Genomic DNA, 15,648 nt, shown 5'->3' on the forward strand with positions numbered 1-15,648 from the left:
AAACACCATTGCATGGTCTATGTGGTGTCCAGTTCACCCAGCGACCTGGATGACACCGAACTACCACGGCTCACATCAGATTTCCTCTTACGCCGGAGCGCAGGGGGCGAAATCCTCATCTTCGCGGATCTTACTGTACCCCTCGAATGGGTATAAACCCATCGAAGCGTTTCAGACCCAGCGAAACCGGGCCGAGTTGAACGGCCCGAGTTCGCGGATGCGTTCTTCGCATTAGTCACGATGCCCGGGTTGTATTTAACCCCGTCGAACCATCGACGCTACGTCATGCGGTTTCATGGCGAGGATATGTGAACACACTCACAGCTACGGACGCAGATCAGCTCGAAAATTGTGGATAGCTACCGAGGCTACTCGTCGTCGATGTACTCGATGCCCTGCTTCGAGACGTTCGCCTTGGTGATGTCGTCGAGATCGTTGAGCCAGAAGTCGTCTTCGGCGTCATCGACTTCGGGAGCGCTATCTTTCCACGCCCACCCCTCGTACTCGTGGACTTTCTTCGTCCCTTTCTCTCGGAGCCGGAGCGTGATCCGCTCCGCCTCCGCTTCCGAGGGTGCCGGCTCAAGCGTCCGGGCCGCCTTGAGCGCGGCCTGTCGAGGCATGTTGCCGGAGAACTCACTCGGTTCCGATCCGTCTTCCTCTCGAAGGGCGAAATTTCGCTTACCGTCTTCACGTACCATGGTTTAGTACTCCATGCGAAATCAACACACAGTCTGTAATAAATATATCGGGGAAATGAAAGCTGTTCAGCAAAAGCTTTATATATTAACTCGGCTCGTGCTTGCGTTTTGCGCTACCAATCGACCGAGCTCGATCTGTCACAGCGGTTGGTGGGTGTCGAAACGGATGGGTAGTGGAAGGTCCTCGGCGGCGTGTCGCCGTCCCGCGAAGGGCGGGTCGACGACGCAAGAGGCTGGATTGGTAAACAACACTTATGTGTCTGCTATGGCGAAATGCGACCAGTACAACCGCGATGGTCCGTAAAAAGAAGCTCAGCCCAAGTGGCGCCAAGGACGATGACGGGGAGTACCACAACGTCCACGTGAACCTCCACGAAGACGAACTCGCCGTCGCCGGCATGGAGATCGGCGACGAGGTGTTCGTCCGGGTCCGCGACGGGAAAATAATCATCCAGAAGGCAGACTCCGACCCCGAACAGCTCGAACACGACTTCTGACGGCCTCCGCTGCTGAATGATACCGTTCTGTCAGAGTTTCCATCTACGGGAGACGTTTTCTCTGTCCGGGAGATATACCGCTTCGCGAGTACGTGAGACGGGCGAGCGTATGTGACACGGGTGAGCGTATCTGTGTGCGTGCGCATCCGCGCGAGCCCGGACACTGGCGCCCGCCGCCCGTGTAGCGGGGCATCAGCGCGAGCGCGGCGACAGGTGTCGGCGGATTCATTGGCATTCGCGACGAGGTCGAACCAAATGGGCGTCTACGATCTGTTGAAGCCAGCAGTGTTCGGGCTTCCGCCGGAAACCGCACACGGCATCACCCATCGGCTACTACGCGCGACGCAGGGGACCCCGGTGATGGATCGCGTTCGCGGTCGCTACACGGTCGCCGACGATCGACTGGCCGTCGATGCGTTCGGTAACGCGTTTCCGAACCCCGTCGGAGTCGCTGCAGGGTTCGACAAGAACGCGGAGATCCCGCGCGCACTCACAGCGCTCGGCTTCGGGCACGTCGAGGTGGGCGGAGTCACGGCGGAGAAGCAACCCGGAAACCCTCGACCGCGACTGTTCCGCCTCCGTGAAGACGAAGCACTCATCAACCGGATGGGGTTCAACAACGAGGGCGCGGACATCGTCGGCGAGCGCCTCGACCGTGAGCCGCTGCCGGACGTTCCCGTCGGTATCAATATCGGGAAGTCGAAGTCGACACCGCTCGCGGAAGCGCCAGACGACTACCTGTACACCTACGAACGAGTCGCGGACGCGGGCGATTACTTCGTCGTCAACGTCTCCAGTCCGAACACACCCGGGCTCCGCGAGCTCCAGGACCGCGAAGCGTTAGAGGAGATACTCGGCGCGCTCGCGGACGCGGGCGCGGACCCGCTGTTGGTGAAGCTCTCTCCCGACCTCCCGAAGCCGGCGGTGGAGGACGCACTCGGCGTCGTCGACGACCTCGACCTCGACGGCGTCATCGCGACGAACACCACGACATCGCGCCCGAGGTCGCTTCGGAGTCCCCAGCAGGCGGAGCGAGGCGGACTCTCGGGGAAGCCGATCGAAGACATGGCCACCGGTCGGGTTCGGTTCGTCGCCGAACGGACCGATGTCCCGGTGATCGGAGTCGGTGGCGTCTCGGACGCCGCAGGCGCGTACCAGAAGATACGAGCGGGCGCCTCGCTCGTCCAGCTATACACCGGACTCGTGTACGAGGGGCCGACGATCGCCCACGACATCAACGAGGGCCTCCTCAGCCTGCTCGACCGAGACGGCTTCGACTCGATCGGTGAGGCCGTCGGCGCCGATCTGTGATCAACTGAGACGAGAGACGAGAGAGGGGGTTCGAGACGCGAGACGCGGGACGCGGGACGCGGGACGTAAACCGCCGCCTACGCCTCGTTACGGACGATAACGACGACGTCGTCGGCCTCCAGTAGCTCGCCGTCGCCCTGATACTGCCGCTCCGCTTCGATCGAGAACTCGTCATCGACGAGGGTGACGTTCGCAACGCGGAGCTCGTCGCCGTCGATCTCGTACTCGTCCCGGGCAAGCGCGGCCTCGATCTCACCGACTTGGTCTCCGTACTTCGGCCCGACGGTGGCGTAATCGAGGTCTATCCCGGTGATCACGGTCTCGACCGGCGCGTCGCTGTCGGCGTGAACCGTGAGGTCCCCGACGTGCATCACGCCGGTGATGTCGTCTTCGAAGCCCCGGACGTCCGCGTACACTTCGACCGCGTCGAGTTCGGCGTTTAGCGGGAGCTGGTTGCGACTCTTATACTGTCGAAGGACGCCGACCACGGCCGTGGCGGCCGCACCCGCGTCGTGATCCGCGTCGAGCCCGAGCGGCTCGGGCCAATCGGCGAGGTGGACGGAGTCGCTGGCGTCTCCCGTCGGCCCCCCCTCGTCCTCGATCGGAGCGCTGCCAGCGTCGAGCGCGTCGGCGTACATGTCGTGCCACAGCTCTTCGGTGACGTGCGAGAGCAGCGGAGCGAACAGCTTCAGGAAGCGGCGGTGGACCGTCCGGAGCGTGTACGCTGCGGCGTCGTCGTCGCGCTGTTTCACGATTTCGAGGTAGTCGTCACAGAACGTGTTCCAGAAGAAGCTCCGGAGCCCGTCGCGGGCTTTCGAGAACTCGCGTTCCTCGAACTGCGTCGTGAGGCGCTCGATCTCGCGGTCGAGTTCGGCCAACAACCACCGGTCGAGCTCGCGGAGGTCCTCGTCGTCAGGGGGCTCCGGGAACGGCTCGGGCGCGAGCGACTCGACGAGCTTGGAGGCGTTCCACAGCTTTCGGATCAGTTTCTCGCCCGCGCGCAGGTCCTTCTCTTTGAAGGGGAAGTCGTCGCCGACCGCGGTGCCAGCGGCCCAGTACCGCGTGGCGTCGACCGGGAACTCCTCGAGCACCACCTCTGGTTCGACGACGTTGCCGACCGACTTGGACATCTTCTCGCGGTTCTCGTCGAGGACGTGCCCGTTGATCATCGTCTCGTGGAACGGGACCTCGCCGGTGTGCTCGTAGCACTTGACGAGCGTGTGGAACAGCCAGAAGCTGATGATGTCGTGGCCCTGCGGGCGGAGGTCGAACCGGTACAGCTCCGGGCGCTCCATGGTGAACTCCTCGGCCTCCTCGTCCCAGTCCCAGCCGGCGTTGATGAGCGGGGTCAGACTGGAGGTGGCCCAGGTGTCGAGGACGTCGTCTTCGGGTTCGAACTCGTCGTGGCCGCACGTCGGGCAGGCGTCGACCGGCGGATCGTCGGAGAGCGGATCCACGGGGAGATCGGCTTTGTCGGCGACGATGACCTCGCCGCAGTCCTCGCAGTACCAGACGGGGAACGGGATCCCCGAGGAGCGCTGTCGAGAGATGAGCCAGTCCCACTGGAGGCCCTCGACCCAGTGTTCGTACCGGGTGAACATCTTCTCGGGGGACCACGTCATCTCGCGACCGATGTCGAGGTACTCGTCCGTCTTATCGAGCATCTCGACGTACCACTGTTTGGTGACGAGGAACTCGACGCTCGTCCCGCAGCGCTCGTGGACGTTGACGGTGTGGGAGATTGCGCGGCGGTCGAGGAGCGCGCCGGAGTCGTCGAGGTCCTCGACGATGGCCTCCCCGGCCTCTGAGGAGTGCATGCCCTCGTACGACTCGGCGAGGTCGGTCATGTGGCCGGACTCGTCGATGGCGACGCGGAGGTCGAGGTCGTGGACCTGGTACCACTCGATGTCGTTCTGGTCGCCGAACGTACAGCACATCACGATCCCGGAGCCCGTCTCCATGTCGACGCGCTCGTCCGCGATGATCGGGACCTCGTGGCCGAACAGCGGGACCTCGGCGGACTCGCCGACGAGATACTGGTTCTCCTCGTCGTCGGGATGGACGAACACGGCGACGCAGGCCGGGAGCAGCTCCGGGCGCGTCGTCGAGATGACGAACTCGTCGTCTGCGACGGCTTCGCCGTCTTCTCGGGGCGCCTTCGACGCCCCGCCGTCGACGACGTCGAAGGCGATGTCGTGGAAGTGGCTGTCCTGCTCGTCGTCCTCGGTCTCGACCTGCGAGATGGCGGTCTCGCACTCGGGACACCAGATTGCGGGAGCCTTCTCGCGGTACTCGCGGCCCTGGTCGTACAGATCGACGAACGAGAGCTGAGAGATCCGCTGGACGCGGGGCTCGATGGTCTGGTATGTGTGGTCCCAGTCGACCGAGACGCCGAGCGATTGGACGTTCTCGGTGAACTGCGCTTCGTACTCGGCACAGACCTCGCGGCACTTCTTCTGGAACTCGCGGCGCTCGAAGTCCTGATGGCGGATGTCGAGTTCGTCTTCGGTCAGCCGCTCGGAGGCGATGCCGTTGTCGTCGTAGCCGAACGGGAAGAACGTGGTTCCGCCGTGCATACGCTCGAAGCGGGCGACGAAGTCCTGCAGGGTGAACCCGTACAGGTGGCCCATGTGGAGGCTCCCGGATACGGTCGGCGGCGGAGTATCGATGGAGAACGCGGTGTTCGGATCGACCGGGTCGTCGGGATACGCGTACGTCTCCTCGTCGACCCATCGCCGCTGCCAACGGGGCTCGGCGGTGTCAGGGTCGTACTCACCACTGGGCATTTCACGCTCACGTTCCGCCGGTTCCCCCTTAACGGCCTCGGTTGTGCGGAGCTTCCGGGATCGAACCGCGGTCGCGACGGCCGGCGAAAGCGACGCGTTCAGCCATCTCCGTCCGTCGAGCTCACGTACACCCCGTCGTCACCGTCGCTTATACCACGTCGTCGAGGTCGTGTTCGGCGGCCATGCGCGAGGCCTCCGTCGCGAACCGGTCGATCTCCTCCGTCGGGCTTTCACCGAGCGCGTCCTCGTCGACGTCGCGACCGGCCGTAATCCCGTCGCCCGTGACGAGTCGCTGTTCGGCCAGCTCCTTCGTGTGCATTCGTTCGCCGTCTTCCGTGGCGTACGTGAGCCGAACGAGCCCCTTCGAGTCGAACTCTCGATCGACGAGCCAGACTGTGGTCATGGGCGGAGATTCGACCCTGAAACGCTTAAAAAGGACGGTCGTCGTCGTCGTCACCGCTTTGTACCGGGTCGCCGAAGCGGAGGCATGCGAGTGAAATTCGACCGCGACACCTGCATCGGGATGTACCAGTGCGTCGCCGAGTGGGACGGGTTCGAGAAGGATATGAACGACGGCAAAGCCGACCTCGTGAACGGCGAGGAGGAGTCAGCGGACGTGTTCGTGGTCGAGGTTCCCGAGGGAGAAGAGCTAGACGCGAAGTTCGCGGCCCGAGTCTGCCCGGTCGACGCCATCGAGGTGTACGAGGACGGCGAACAGGTGGTGTGAGCGCCGAAAACAAGAGCGGATCAGTGATCCCGCTCGTCCCAGTCGCACGCGGTCAGTTCGTCGGCCGACAGCGGTCGACGGTGACTCGTCTCGTACGCGTCGATCGCGTCTTGGAGCCACGCGGGACGCCACCAGCTCGGCTCCGGGTCCGAGATGGACGTGACGTACCGCGTACCGAGGAAGAAACCGAGCGCGAAGACGTGGCCAGCGAAGTACACCATGAACAGGCCGACCCACGGTTCCAAGATCATCGGTCCGCCTCCTCGCTGTCGGCAGACGCGGCGGGCGTCTCACCGCTGTCGAGGGGCGCGGCAGTCCCGTTTACCGTATCGTCAGCTTCGTCTGCCGTATCGCCACCCTCGTCTGCCGTCTCCTCAGCCTCGTACAGCGCCGCGGCCGGGTCCCGCGATGTCGGTCGCCCGACGACGCGGTTGAACGCGTCGACCGGCTCCTGTGCCCAGTTCGGTCGATCGGGGTTTCTGACAATGCCGCTCAGTTCCGCAACGTGTCGAGCGCCGACGTAAAATCCGGTTCCACCGATGACACAGAGGAGGAGGAACGCCCCGCCGATTGAGAGATACGTTAGCATGATTGACCCCGTTAGCGATCGGTACGGCACGGGGGGTATATAAGATTCACCCGGGTATCAAATCGAGTGAAGGTAGCGCGACCCTCGTCTACAGCCGATCCGCGATGTCCTCAGCGAAGTACGTGATGATCAGGTCCGCGCCTGCGCGCTTGAGCGACAGCAGCGACTCGTAGGCAGTCGCCTCCAGGTCGAGCCACTCCTTCTCGGCGGCCGCGTGCAACATCGCGTACTCGCCCGAGACGTTGTACGCGGCGATCGGGTGGTCGAACTCGGTACGGAGGTCGGCGATGACGTCGAGGTACGGGAGTCCGGGCTTGACCATCAGCACGTCCGCGCCCTCCTGGGCGTCCATTCGCGCCTCACGGAGGGCTTCCCGGCGGTTCGCGGGGTCCATCTGGTAGTGCCGGCGGTCGCCGAACGCGGGCGCGCCGTCGGCCGCGTCGCGGAACGGGCCGTAGAAGGCGGACTCGTACTTCGCGGCGTAGCTCATCAGCGCCACCGATTCGTGGCCCGCGTCGTCGAGCGCCTCGCGGATAGCGCGGACCTGTCCGTCCGTCATCGCAGAGGGGGCCACCATGTCCGCGCCCGCGTCCGCCTGCGAGACGGCGATATCGGCCAGTAGCTCCAACGTCTCGTCGTTTTTGACCGTAAGCGTCGGGTCCGTCTCGGCTCGCTCTTCGACGATCCCGCAGTGGCCGTGCGAGGTGTACTCACAGAGACAGACGTCGCCGATCACGTAGGCGTCGGTGTCGGCCGCGATCGCTCGGATCGCACGCTGGACGACACCGTCCTTCGCGTACGCGCGGGTGCCCTCGGGGTCTTTCGACTCGGGGATACCGAAGAGAATGACCCCTTCGACGCCCGTCTCGCGGATCTCCTCGACTCGCTCGACGGCCTGATCGACGGGGACGCGCTCGTGGCCGGGCATCGTCTCGATCGGCACGCGCTCGTCGGTCGTGGCGTCGACGAAGACCGGCGCTACGAGGTCAGACGCCGACACGTCGGTCTCGCTGACGAGCGGACGGACGCCGTCGGTGCGGAGTCGACGGGGCCGATGGGTCGGGTGCATACGACCAGTTGGCTCCGGGGCGTCTTTTATGATTCGTCACCGGCGTCGCTTCGCGGGAGACGGCCGAACGGGCTACAGAGAAGGACTACTCCGACGATTCGATGTCGATCCGGTCGCGAAGCGAGGCGAGCTCGTCGGATTCCGCGAGCTCCTCGACGCGTCGTTTAAAATGCGTTTCACAGAGGCCGACGACCACGCCGCTCTGCTCGGCCTCGTACGTGGCCTCCCGCGCGCAGTAATGACACCGCATAGTAGCCACTCTATCGGCGCCGGGCTTAACCTTGTTCGTCGATCGAGAAGGTTCACGGTCGACCGGAGCCGACCGGTCTCACGTCCGGATGGCCACCAATCACGCGGTGTCGGCCGGGGCCGGAAGTCGCTCTCGAACCGGGGCAAACGCTTCCGCGGTCAGCCCCGCCTCGCCGAGGTCGCGTCCGTGTGCGTCCGATCCGCCGGTACGGAGGAGGTCCGCGTCGGTAGCGAGGGTCTCAACGCGCGCGTCGTCGACCCGACGACCGTAGGGGTAGAACCGTTCGATCGCGTCCAGTTCACGGGCGACGTCGAGCGCGGCGTCGACGTTCTCGTAGCGGAACGGATGTGCGAGTCCGACGATCGCGCAGGCCTCCCGAAGCAGTTCGGCGCCGCGCTCCAGCCCGGTCACCTCGCGGGCGACGTAACAGGGCCCGTCGTCGCCGATTAGCTCCTCGAACGCGTCCGCGTAGTCGTACGGCGCCGACGAGTCGTCGATCGCACGGGCGATGTGCGGCCGACCGAGCCCCGGCCGAGGGTCGACGCCGAGGTCGACTCCCAACCGGTCCTCGACGCGGTCGAGAATCGCCGCGCCGCGTCGCTCGCGGTCCGTCTGAAGCCGGTCGATCTCCGCGTCGAGGCCGTCGGTTCGTTCGACGGCGTAACCGAGCAAGTCGAGGCGCTCGAAACCGGCGTCGACCCGCAGCTCGATCCCCCGAACGATCCGGATTCCGTCCCGAACGACGACCGGAGCCGAAAGGCCCGGGTGGATCCGGTCGTGATCGGTGACCGCGACCCAGTCGAGGTCGGCGCGGTGGGCGGCCGCGGGGACCTCCGCGAGGGTCATCGTTCCGTCAGAGGCAGTCGTGTGCGCGTGGAGGTCTGCGACGAGTCGATCCGTGGCCATGCGCGTCGTTCGACGACCGCGCACTAAGCGGCGGCGGTCAAGGGCGTTCGACGGGGATGAGCGTTCGACGGGCGTGAGCGTTCGACGAAGATATCGATCGCCGGTCAGACAGAGTGCGTGTGAACGAGAGTCATATAAGGGAGTACAAGGAGTACATCTCGACTAAGGTTGTGCATGGAAAATCATTAAGAACCATGAGCCGCTCGCTGTAGATGATGCGCTTGAACGGCGTCGACGACCGACTCGAACGGCACCAATATCCGACGACCTCGGAAGAACTGATCGCGGCCCACGGAAACGCGACCGTAGAGCTCGCCGACGGCTCCGAGCGTCTCGGAGACGTGCTGGAGCGATTCGGTGAGCAGACGTTCGACGACCCGGAAGCCGTGTTTACCACGCTCCGGGCCGGCGTCTGCCACCGCGGGATCGGTCGGCGATTCTACTCGGACCGCGACCCGACGACCGGCGCCGAGGACGGTCCAGCTCCGGTCTCGTTCTGACCGGCGGGTCGCCGAAGCGGATACAGCTGGCTCGTTTTTTCGACCTGCCACCAGTGAGAGCGGCTCCGCTCGTCGTTCATTCTGTCCGAAATCAGGCAGAGCCGGAGTCGATCCTACGAGACCCAGTCGATCGCCCGTGACAAGTCGAGCGGTACGGCCCCTTTCCGGTAGCCCTCGATGTGTCCATTCGGGCGCGCGCGGAGGACGACGGCGGGTTTGTGTCGAACCCCGGGAGCGGCGTCACACACCGCGGCCCAGTCCGTCGCGGGGAACGAACTGCAGTCGACGAACAGGGTGACGCCGCCGCCGTGCGCTTCCAACTGGCCGCTCGTCTTCGTCTCCGCCGTGTCGCGGACTGCGGCAACGGGGTCGCTCGCGGAGCGACCGGAGACCGGTTGCGGACGGGTCACTTCCACGAGCCACGCCTCGCCGGTGTCCGGGTCGCTGGCGCGGTAATCGAGCGAGTGGCCTGTCGTCACCTCGATTTCCGGGACCACCTCGTAGCCCGCATTTGTGAGGATCCGGGCCGCGGTGAACTCCGCGATCGTCGCGCTCATGCGCACCAGGTCCATCGACGCCGACGTGCCGAGCTTCCCCGCCATCGTCTCGCGGTAGTCGTCGAGCGTTCCCGGACGGAGCGTCTCCTCGACGAACCCGGCTCCCTCCTCTCGAGTCGCGTCGGGGAACCCCGCGGCGTGATCGCGGAAGAACGTCCGGGTCGTCTCCGCGCCGTCCTTCGAGCAGAACACGGGAAGGAAGAACCACGAGACGTGCGGAAACGCCGCGAGCCACGGCTCGTCGTCGTGGAGTCCGGCGAGCAGCTCGCGCTGAACCCACCGGGAAAGCGGATACGCCACCTCGTCGAACCCGTACTTGTCCGTCCGCCAGAGCGCGCTCGGCGTCTCCGTGTTACCGATCCAGTACCCCGCCGGCCCGTCACCGGTGCCCGAAGGCGGGTCGGGATCGTCGTCGATCCAACAGAACAGCGCGAACGAGCCGTCGTCCATATCGAACCGGCGAGCTTCGAAGCCGGGGGGCGCGCTAAACCACGGGTCGCCGGCGGTCGCTCCGAGATTCTCGTCGAGCGGTCGTTCGAGCTGTGAACGAACACGGTCGGCGCTCCAGCGACCGGGTGCTCGTCTGAATCGGAGCGGTTGTGCCACGGCGTTGCTATCACTCCCCGAGTCTAAGTGGTTCCGGTGGCTGGACGTCCAAACCGATATTTTGTTTCAGCCAGAGTATATTTCACCGACACATATATTATGGATAGTTTCTAAGTGAGTACGTACCATGTCAATGGGTGCCTATGACGAAGCTGAACACGAGCGTCGTGAGAAAAAGAACAGCGAAGTCGACGCCGACTTCGACGCCGTGAGACCGGAGTATTCCGGCTCGCTCACGTACGACTCCGGCGACTCCGCGGAGGCACTCCTCGACAAGTTCCAAGAGCTACAGGGCGAGTGACGCCGGTTCGAACGACGCGTTTCTACTGATTGCTGAGTTCGCCATGGCCGAGCCGCAACTCAAGAGAGCAGAATCGCCGCCGTACAGACGATCGCGACGGCGAGAACGTGACCGACCACGGCCCCGAGGAGAACGGGTTCTTCGAGAAGGAAGGGAACGAGGGCGAGCTGCAGCACTGAGAAACCGATATTCTCCGCGTCCAGCCGCCTGACTTGTGACGCCTCCGCCGGAGAGAGGTCGACGTTCACCGCGCGCCAGAGGGCGACGACGGCGCTCCACCACGACGTGCCGATCCGGTAGGTGAGATCCCAGAGGATCAGCAGGGTGAGATAGACGACTGGAAGCGGAGGGTTCGACCCGAACAGCCGGTCGAGAAGCGTTCCGTCCCACGCGATCAGGTAGGTCAGTAAGGCGATAAAGGCGAGCACGCCCAACACGATCTCGATGCTCGACCCGAACAGGAGCCGCTTGTGCTCGGGCGGCGTCGAGAGGCGACGGTTCCCGGCGCCGAGACGGTGCATCTCCACGCTGCCGACCGCGGCCACGACGACGGCGACCGTCCCGGCGATCACGGCGTTCCAGAGTCCGTAGTACCACCCCAAAATCAGTACACCTGCTTGGAACAGGGCGAACTGCAACGCGACCGCGAGCGTTCGAGAGATCCCGAGGCCGGGAATCCCGCCGACGAGGCTCTCGTACACCCACGTCTCGCCGTAGTTACGACTCACGATCGCGGCCCCTCGGTCCGGTCGGCTGCGGGATCGGACCGATCCGATTGGGCCGTAGAGCCTGAGCGATCCGGCTCGTCTATCGCCCGCGCGACCGCCACCTCGAACGGCGTTTGGTCGATCGGCACGAACTCACGTATTCGGTCGTCTTCGACGATGACGGTGTTCCGGAGTCCCTCGACCAGCGATCGAGCGAGATAGGGGTTCACGTCGGTGACGAGTCGGAGCCACTTCGCGGACAGCTCAGGGCTCAACACCGGCACTCGAATGATCCACAGCCCGTGCCCGAGTTGACGACGGGTTTGGCGGAGGATCTCGGCGTACGTCAACACCTCCGGCCCGCCGATCTCGAAGGTTTCCCCCGCAGTCTCCGGGATATCGAGGACCCCTGCGAGGTACGCGACGACGTCGTCGACCGCGATCGGCTGGCAGAGCGTGTCGACCCACTTCGGCGTCGTCATCACCGGAAGTCGACTCGCGAGGCCGTAGACGACCTCGAAACTCGCGCTTCCCGCGCCGATGATGATCGCGGCTCGAAGCGTCGTGAGCGTCGGATCGCCGTCGCCGAGGATCCGTTCGACCTCGCGACGAGACCGGAGGTGTTCGGAGAGGTTCTCGCGGTCCTCGCCGAGACCGCCGAGGTAGATCACGCGGTCAACGCCGGCGGTGGACGCCGCGTCGGTGAAGTTCTGGGCACAGTTCCGGTCGCGTTCCTCATATCCCGGTCCCCCGTCCATCGAGTGAACGAGGTAGTAGGCGGCGTCGACGGTGTCTCCGTCGATTTCGAACGCCGGTGGAAGCGTGTCTGGCTCTAACAAGTCTCCTTCGACCACACGGACGCCGTCGGGCGCGTCGTAGCCGCCCGCGTCGCGGACGAGTGCGACCACCTCGTGGCCGCGGTCGAGCAGCGCCGGAACGAGCCGTCCCCCGACGAATCCGGTGGCACCGGTGACGAGCACGCGCATATCAATTACTGGAGCGGCGAGCGTATAAGCCCCTGCCACCGCAGACCAGTGTCTTTCGACGTCGCACCAAGCGGATCGCTCGCCGCGACCGATCGTTAAAAGATGGTCCGGCCGCGTGGTTGCGCCATGCACGCTGGGGAGTTCGAATCGGTTCATGGCGTTGAAGACCTGTACGTCCACGACACCGGGATGTTCGACACCGACGAGTACGGGGCCGTGTACGTGTATGACACCGATCGACCGATCGTGATCGATACTGGTACGGGTGCGAACCGAGACGCCCTGTTCGAGACGCTTGACGAGATCGGTATCGGTCGGGAGGAGTTGGCGTGGATACTCCCGACCCACGCCCACCTCGATCACGCGGGAGGAACCGGATATCTCGCCGAACGGTACCCGAACGCGGCCGTCCGTGTTCCCGAGCAAGGCGTCAGACACCTCGTCGATCCCGGAGCGCTCGTCGCCGGAACCAAGTCCGCGGTCGAAGAGCAGTGGGAGTACTACGCCGAGCCGAAACCGGTTCCCGAAGACCGAATCGAGGGACTCGCCGAAGGAGACCGCATCGATCTGGGCGACAGAGAGCTGATCGTCCACGAGGCGCCCGGACACGCGCCGCACCATGCGATCTACCACGAGCCCGATGCCGGTGTCGTGTTCACCGCGGACGCGGCCGGGATCTACATTCCCGAAGTCGACACCGTCGAACCGACGACGCCGCCGCCGCAGTTCGATCTCGAACAGTGTCTCGACGACATCCGACAGATCGAGGATCTCGACCCGAACGTCCTCTGTTTCGGACACTTCGGGCCGCGGCGATACGAGCCCGAAATCGCCGGCGAGGCGAAGCGGGGGTACGTCGAGTGGGTCGAGGCGATCCGGCAGAAGCGCGCCGAGTTGAACGATGACGACGCGGTCGTCGAACACTTCGAGAAGGCGAGTCGGGACATCGACTACTGGAATTCCGAGCGCGCGCGCGCGAACACGAGCCTCAACGTGCGCGGCGTACTGGCGTATCTCGATTGGATCGGCGGCGAGGAGTGAAATCGAGACGGTCAGATCGCCGCTGGGACGAATCGAGAGCTGAGGTCGTCGAAAGGAACGCCCTAAACCCCGCCGGGCGTAGAGTCTAGCAACATGGGCATTTTCGATACGATCCGCGCCGTGCTCGGGACGAGCGCCGAGACGGACGCGACCCGCGACGCCGACCCCGAGGACCTCTTCGGGATGTCGACCGCGTACATGACGATGGAGGCGGAGCTCGGATACGACAACTGCGGAGAGGCCGCGCTCTGTTTCTCCGGCGTCGACAGCACGCAGTTCGACGAGGCGGTCGAGACCGTCGAAGCGATCCTCGAGGCGGGCGAAGTCGACACCGGAACCGGGTTTCACCGCCACGAGGACGCTCACGGCTATCAGTGGTTCGTACTCGAAGACGACGACCCCGAAGACCTCGTGACGAGTATCCACTTCGCCGCCGACCAGTTCATCGAGGAGGGGTTCGGGTCGCGGCTGCTCGCCGCCGTCTTCGGCTTCGAAGGGTCCGACGGCGACGCCTACTGGATCTACTCGTTCCGCCGCGGGGCGTACTACCCGTTCGCACCGAAGGGGACGAGCGACCGGAATCAGCGGGTCGAGTTCAAACTCCAGTCGGTGCTCGACGGGGAACTCGGTATCGAGGACGACGAGTCCTACTGGTACCCGCTGTGGCCGGACACGCCCGGAGACCACCCGTGGGAGTGAGTCGATGAGTCAGAGCGAGCACGGAAGCGAGCCGATGGGTCAGAGCGACACAATCGAAACGGAGGGGCAGATCGGTGAACACGCCGGGCGTGAGGCTCCAAAGAAACGGATCCTCCGGGCCGTCGCCGCACAGGCAGCGGTCCTCAGCGCGGCGGTCCACTTCTTGTGGGCGTGGCCGCGGCTAGGCGAGAGCGGTGACCCGCGTCCCTACGTGTTCGTTTTAGGCGGTTCGTTCGCCGTCGCCGTCGCCGTCGCGACGTTGCGGGCGGGCGAGTACCGTCGATTGTACGCGCTCGGTGCCGGAACGCTTCTCGCGTTTCTCGTCGGATACGCCGGGTGGTACGGAGGTGACGTTACCGCGATGTTCACGGCGGACCCGCTGGCGATCGTCGCTAAGGTCGCAGAAGCCGTCGGTATCGTCGCGTTCCTCGCGTTATACCGGCTCGCGCCACCCACCAGCATTGCCCTCGAACGGCGGCGGGGAGGGCGGGACCCGGAGGCGACAGACGCGGGGGCGACAGACGCGGAGGCGACAGACGCTGGGATGGCAGCCACTGAGGGTGACGGAGGCCCCAATCGTGACTGACGAACCGTACCTAACGGTCGAATCGATCGCGACGGCGACGTTTACCGTACAGGGGTCGGAGTTCCTCGGTCACGTCGCGCCGGTGGATACCGTCGACGAGGCCGAGGCGTTCATCCACCGGATCGAGAGCGACTACGATGACGCGACGCACAACGTACCGGCGTATCGGGTCCCTGCCGGCGAGGCCTCCGAACGGACGCCCGGCGGTGACGTGATGCTCAGGGAGTACTCCTCCGATGACGGCGAACCGACCGGCTCCGCCGGAAAACCGGCGTTGAACGTCCTCCAGCAGCGCGAGATCCGGAACGTCGTCGCCGTGGTGACGCGCTACTACGGCGGGACGAACCTCGGCGTCGGAGGACTCGCACGCGCCTATTCGCGGGCGGTGAAAGACGGGATCGATGAAGCAGGCCTCGTCGAGGAACGACCGCACCGCCGACTGGACGTGGAGACCAGCTACGACGATTCGGGGACGGTGCGCGGCGTGATCGAATCGTCAGGTGTCGAGTTCGACGCGGAGTACGAGGAGCGCGTGCGGTTCGAGCTTCGCGTTCCGGTGGCGGAGGTCGAAGCCCTCGTCGAACGGCTCAACAGCGCGACGAGCGGGCGGGTCGATATCGACTGACACGCAGGAGACGGAGGAGATGTCGGCCGAATCGGTAAATGGCGAACAGGCGACGCGGTCGAAAGCGTCAGGCTACCACGAGAGTCAGAATCCGTGGCTCGGCGTCGAAACGGTGGTCCGCGGCGGTGCGTCGCGCTCCCGCCGAGTACGCCGCGGGCGAGGTTCAGGTCACGTGGAGTGTGGCCGCGGTATTTGACTTAAACTATC

At 64.9% G+C, this 15,648-nt stretch carries 20 protein-coding genes; 9 read left to right on the plus strand and 11 right to left on the minus strand.

The genetic code is table 11. From position 1 onward, the window contains the following. Positions 1 to 368 precede the first annotated feature (368 nt). Positions 369 to 698: a non-histone chromosomal MC1 family protein gene (locus tag ACNSN4_RS08550; RefSeq protein ID WP_418285399.1), complete on the minus strand. Its 330-nt coding sequence runs from the start codon at positions 696 to 698 to the stop codon at positions 369 to 371. A 293-nt stretch (positions 699 to 991) separates the two neighbouring features. Between ACNSN4_RS08550 and ACNSN4_RS08555 the strand changes: the two genes are divergently transcribed. After that, positions 992 to 1,195 carry an AbrB/MazE/SpoVT family DNA-binding domain-containing protein gene (locus tag ACNSN4_RS08555; protein WP_008001971.1) on the plus strand — a complete coding sequence of 68 codons (204 nt, stop codon included), beginning with the start codon at positions 992 to 994 and terminating at the stop codon, positions 1,193 to 1,195. 255 nt (positions 1,196 to 1,450) lie between these two features. Continuing rightward, the gene (locus ACNSN4_RS08560) at positions 1,451 to 2,506 is read left to right on the plus strand and encodes a quinone-dependent dihydroorotate dehydrogenase (RefSeq protein ID WP_418285400.1); all 1,056 of its coding nucleotides are present in this window, start codon (positions 1,451 to 1,453) and stop codon (positions 2,504 to 2,506) included. A 77-nt stretch (positions 2,507 to 2,583) separates the two neighbouring features. Here the strand turns inward: ACNSN4_RS08560 and ACNSN4_RS08565 are convergent, their stop codons facing one another. Together ACNSN4_RS08565 and ACNSN4_RS08570 are read right to left on the minus strand one after the other, a co-directional pair. After that, positions 2,584 to 5,292, minus strand: a complete 2,709-nt coding sequence (locus ACNSN4_RS08565) for a valine--tRNA ligase (protein WP_418285401.1) — start codon at positions 5,290 to 5,292, stop codon at positions 2,584 to 2,586. A 148-nt stretch (positions 5,293 to 5,440) separates the two neighbouring features. Then, entirely contained in the window at positions 5,441 to 5,695 is a 255-nt protein-coding gene (locus tag ACNSN4_RS08570) for a DUF7967 family protein (RefSeq protein ID WP_418285402.1), read from the minus strand. An 84-nt stretch (positions 5,696 to 5,779) separates the two neighbouring features. Here ACNSN4_RS08570 and ACNSN4_RS08575 point away from each other — a divergent pair, with 84 nt between their 5' ends. Then, complete coding sequence (locus ACNSN4_RS08575) at positions 5,780 to 6,019, plus strand: ferredoxin (RefSeq protein WP_418285403.1); 240 nt, start codon at positions 5,780 to 5,782, stop codon at positions 6,017 to 6,019. A gap of 20 nt (positions 6,020 to 6,039) precedes the next feature. Here the strand turns inward: ACNSN4_RS08575 and ACNSN4_RS08580 are convergent, their stop codons facing one another. The 5 genes from ACNSN4_RS08580 to ACNSN4_RS08600 form a co-directional block, all read right to left on the minus strand. Next, complete coding sequence (locus tag ACNSN4_RS08580) at positions 6,040 to 6,270, minus strand: hypothetical protein (RefSeq protein WP_418285404.1); 231 nt, start codon at positions 6,268 to 6,270, stop codon at positions 6,040 to 6,042. After that, positions 6,267 to 6,608 carry a hypothetical protein gene (locus tag ACNSN4_RS08585; RefSeq protein WP_418285405.1) on the minus strand — a complete coding sequence of 114 codons (342 nt, stop codon included), beginning with the start codon at positions 6,606 to 6,608 and terminating at the stop codon, positions 6,267 to 6,269. The genes ACNSN4_RS08580 and ACNSN4_RS08585 overlap by 4 nt, the downstream gene beginning before the upstream one ends. A gap of 88 nt (positions 6,609 to 6,696) precedes the next feature. Next, entirely contained in the window at positions 6,697 to 7,677 is a 981-nt protein-coding gene (gene hemB, locus ACNSN4_RS08590) for a porphobilinogen synthase (protein WP_418285406.1), read from the minus strand. An 85-nt stretch (positions 7,678 to 7,762) separates the two neighbouring features. Further along, positions 7,763 to 7,927, minus strand: coding sequence for a DUF6757 family protein (locus ACNSN4_RS08595; protein ID WP_418285407.1), 165 nt, complete (start codon positions 7,925 to 7,927; stop codon positions 7,763 to 7,765). A 99-nt stretch (positions 7,928 to 8,026) separates the two neighbouring features. Continuing rightward, a complete protein-coding gene (locus ACNSN4_RS08600; protein WP_418285408.1) occupies positions 8,027 to 8,833 on the minus strand; it encodes a PHP domain-containing protein in 807 nt (268 codons plus the stop codon). Positions 8,834 to 9,048: 215 nt separating this feature from the next. Between ACNSN4_RS08600 and ACNSN4_RS08605 the strand changes: the two genes are divergently transcribed. Next, the gene (locus ACNSN4_RS08605; RefSeq protein ID WP_418285550.1) at positions 9,049 to 9,333 is read left to right on the plus strand and encodes a DUF5789 family protein; all 285 of its coding nucleotides are present in this window, start codon (positions 9,049 to 9,051) and stop codon (positions 9,331 to 9,333) included. Positions 9,334 to 9,446: 113 nt separating this feature from the next. On the opposite strand, the gene ACNSN4_RS08610 is transcribed toward ACNSN4_RS08605, so the two are convergent. After that, a complete protein-coding gene (locus ACNSN4_RS08610) occupies positions 9,447 to 10,496 on the minus strand; it encodes a DUF5784 family protein (RefSeq protein ID WP_418285409.1) in 1,050 nt (349 codons plus the stop codon). Positions 10,497 to 10,629: 133 nt separating this feature from the next. Between ACNSN4_RS08610 and ACNSN4_RS08615 the strand changes: the two genes are divergently transcribed. After that, a complete protein-coding gene (locus ACNSN4_RS08615; protein WP_418285551.1) occupies positions 10,630 to 10,797 on the plus strand; it encodes a DUF5786 family protein in 168 nt (55 codons plus the stop codon). A gap of 59 nt (positions 10,798 to 10,856) precedes the next feature. On the opposite strand, the gene ACNSN4_RS08620 is transcribed toward ACNSN4_RS08615, so the two are convergent. Beyond that, positions 10,857 to 11,525, minus strand: coding sequence for a DUF7530 family protein (locus tag ACNSN4_RS08620; protein ID WP_418285410.1), 669 nt, complete (start codon positions 11,523 to 11,525; stop codon positions 10,857 to 10,859). After that, positions 11,522 to 12,490, minus strand: a complete 969-nt coding sequence (locus ACNSN4_RS08625) for an NAD(P)H-binding protein (protein ID WP_418285411.1) — start codon at positions 12,488 to 12,490, stop codon at positions 11,522 to 11,524. Before ACNSN4_RS08625 ends, ACNSN4_RS08620 begins: the two co-directional genes overlap by 4 nt. A gap of 126 nt (positions 12,491 to 12,616) precedes the next feature. Between ACNSN4_RS08625 and ACNSN4_RS08630 the strand changes: the two genes are divergently transcribed. The 4 genes from ACNSN4_RS08630 to ACNSN4_RS08645 all read left to right on the plus strand — a co-directional run bounded on the left by ACNSN4_RS08630 (position 12,617) and on the right by ACNSN4_RS08645 (position 15,441). Continuing rightward, positions 12,617 to 13,531, plus strand: a complete 915-nt coding sequence (locus ACNSN4_RS08630) for an MBL fold metallo-hydrolase (RefSeq protein ID WP_418285412.1) — start codon at positions 12,617 to 12,619, stop codon at positions 13,529 to 13,531. 93 nt (positions 13,532 to 13,624) lie between these two features. Next, the gene (gene pspAB, locus ACNSN4_RS08635) at positions 13,625 to 14,230 is read left to right on the plus strand and encodes a PspA-associated protein PspAB (RefSeq protein ID WP_418285413.1); all 606 of its coding nucleotides are present in this window, start codon (positions 13,625 to 13,627) and stop codon (positions 14,228 to 14,230) included. Between the two features lie 4 nt (positions 14,231 to 14,234). Continuing rightward, positions 14,235 to 14,816 carry a hypothetical protein gene (locus ACNSN4_RS08640; RefSeq protein WP_418285414.1) on the plus strand — a complete coding sequence of 194 codons (582 nt, stop codon included), beginning with the start codon at positions 14,235 to 14,237 and terminating at the stop codon, positions 14,814 to 14,816. After that, a complete protein-coding gene (locus tag ACNSN4_RS08645; RefSeq protein WP_418285415.1) occupies positions 14,809 to 15,441 on the plus strand; it encodes an IMPACT family protein in 633 nt (210 codons plus the stop codon). The genes ACNSN4_RS08640 and ACNSN4_RS08645 overlap by 8 nt, the downstream gene beginning before the upstream one ends. The last annotated feature ends 207 nt before the right edge of the window (positions 15,442 to 15,648 follow it).

This window comes from Halorubrum marinum, assembly GCF_048381195.1.
Taxonomy (GTDB): Archaea; Halobacteriota; Halobacteria; order Halobacteriales; family Haloferacaceae; genus Halorubrum.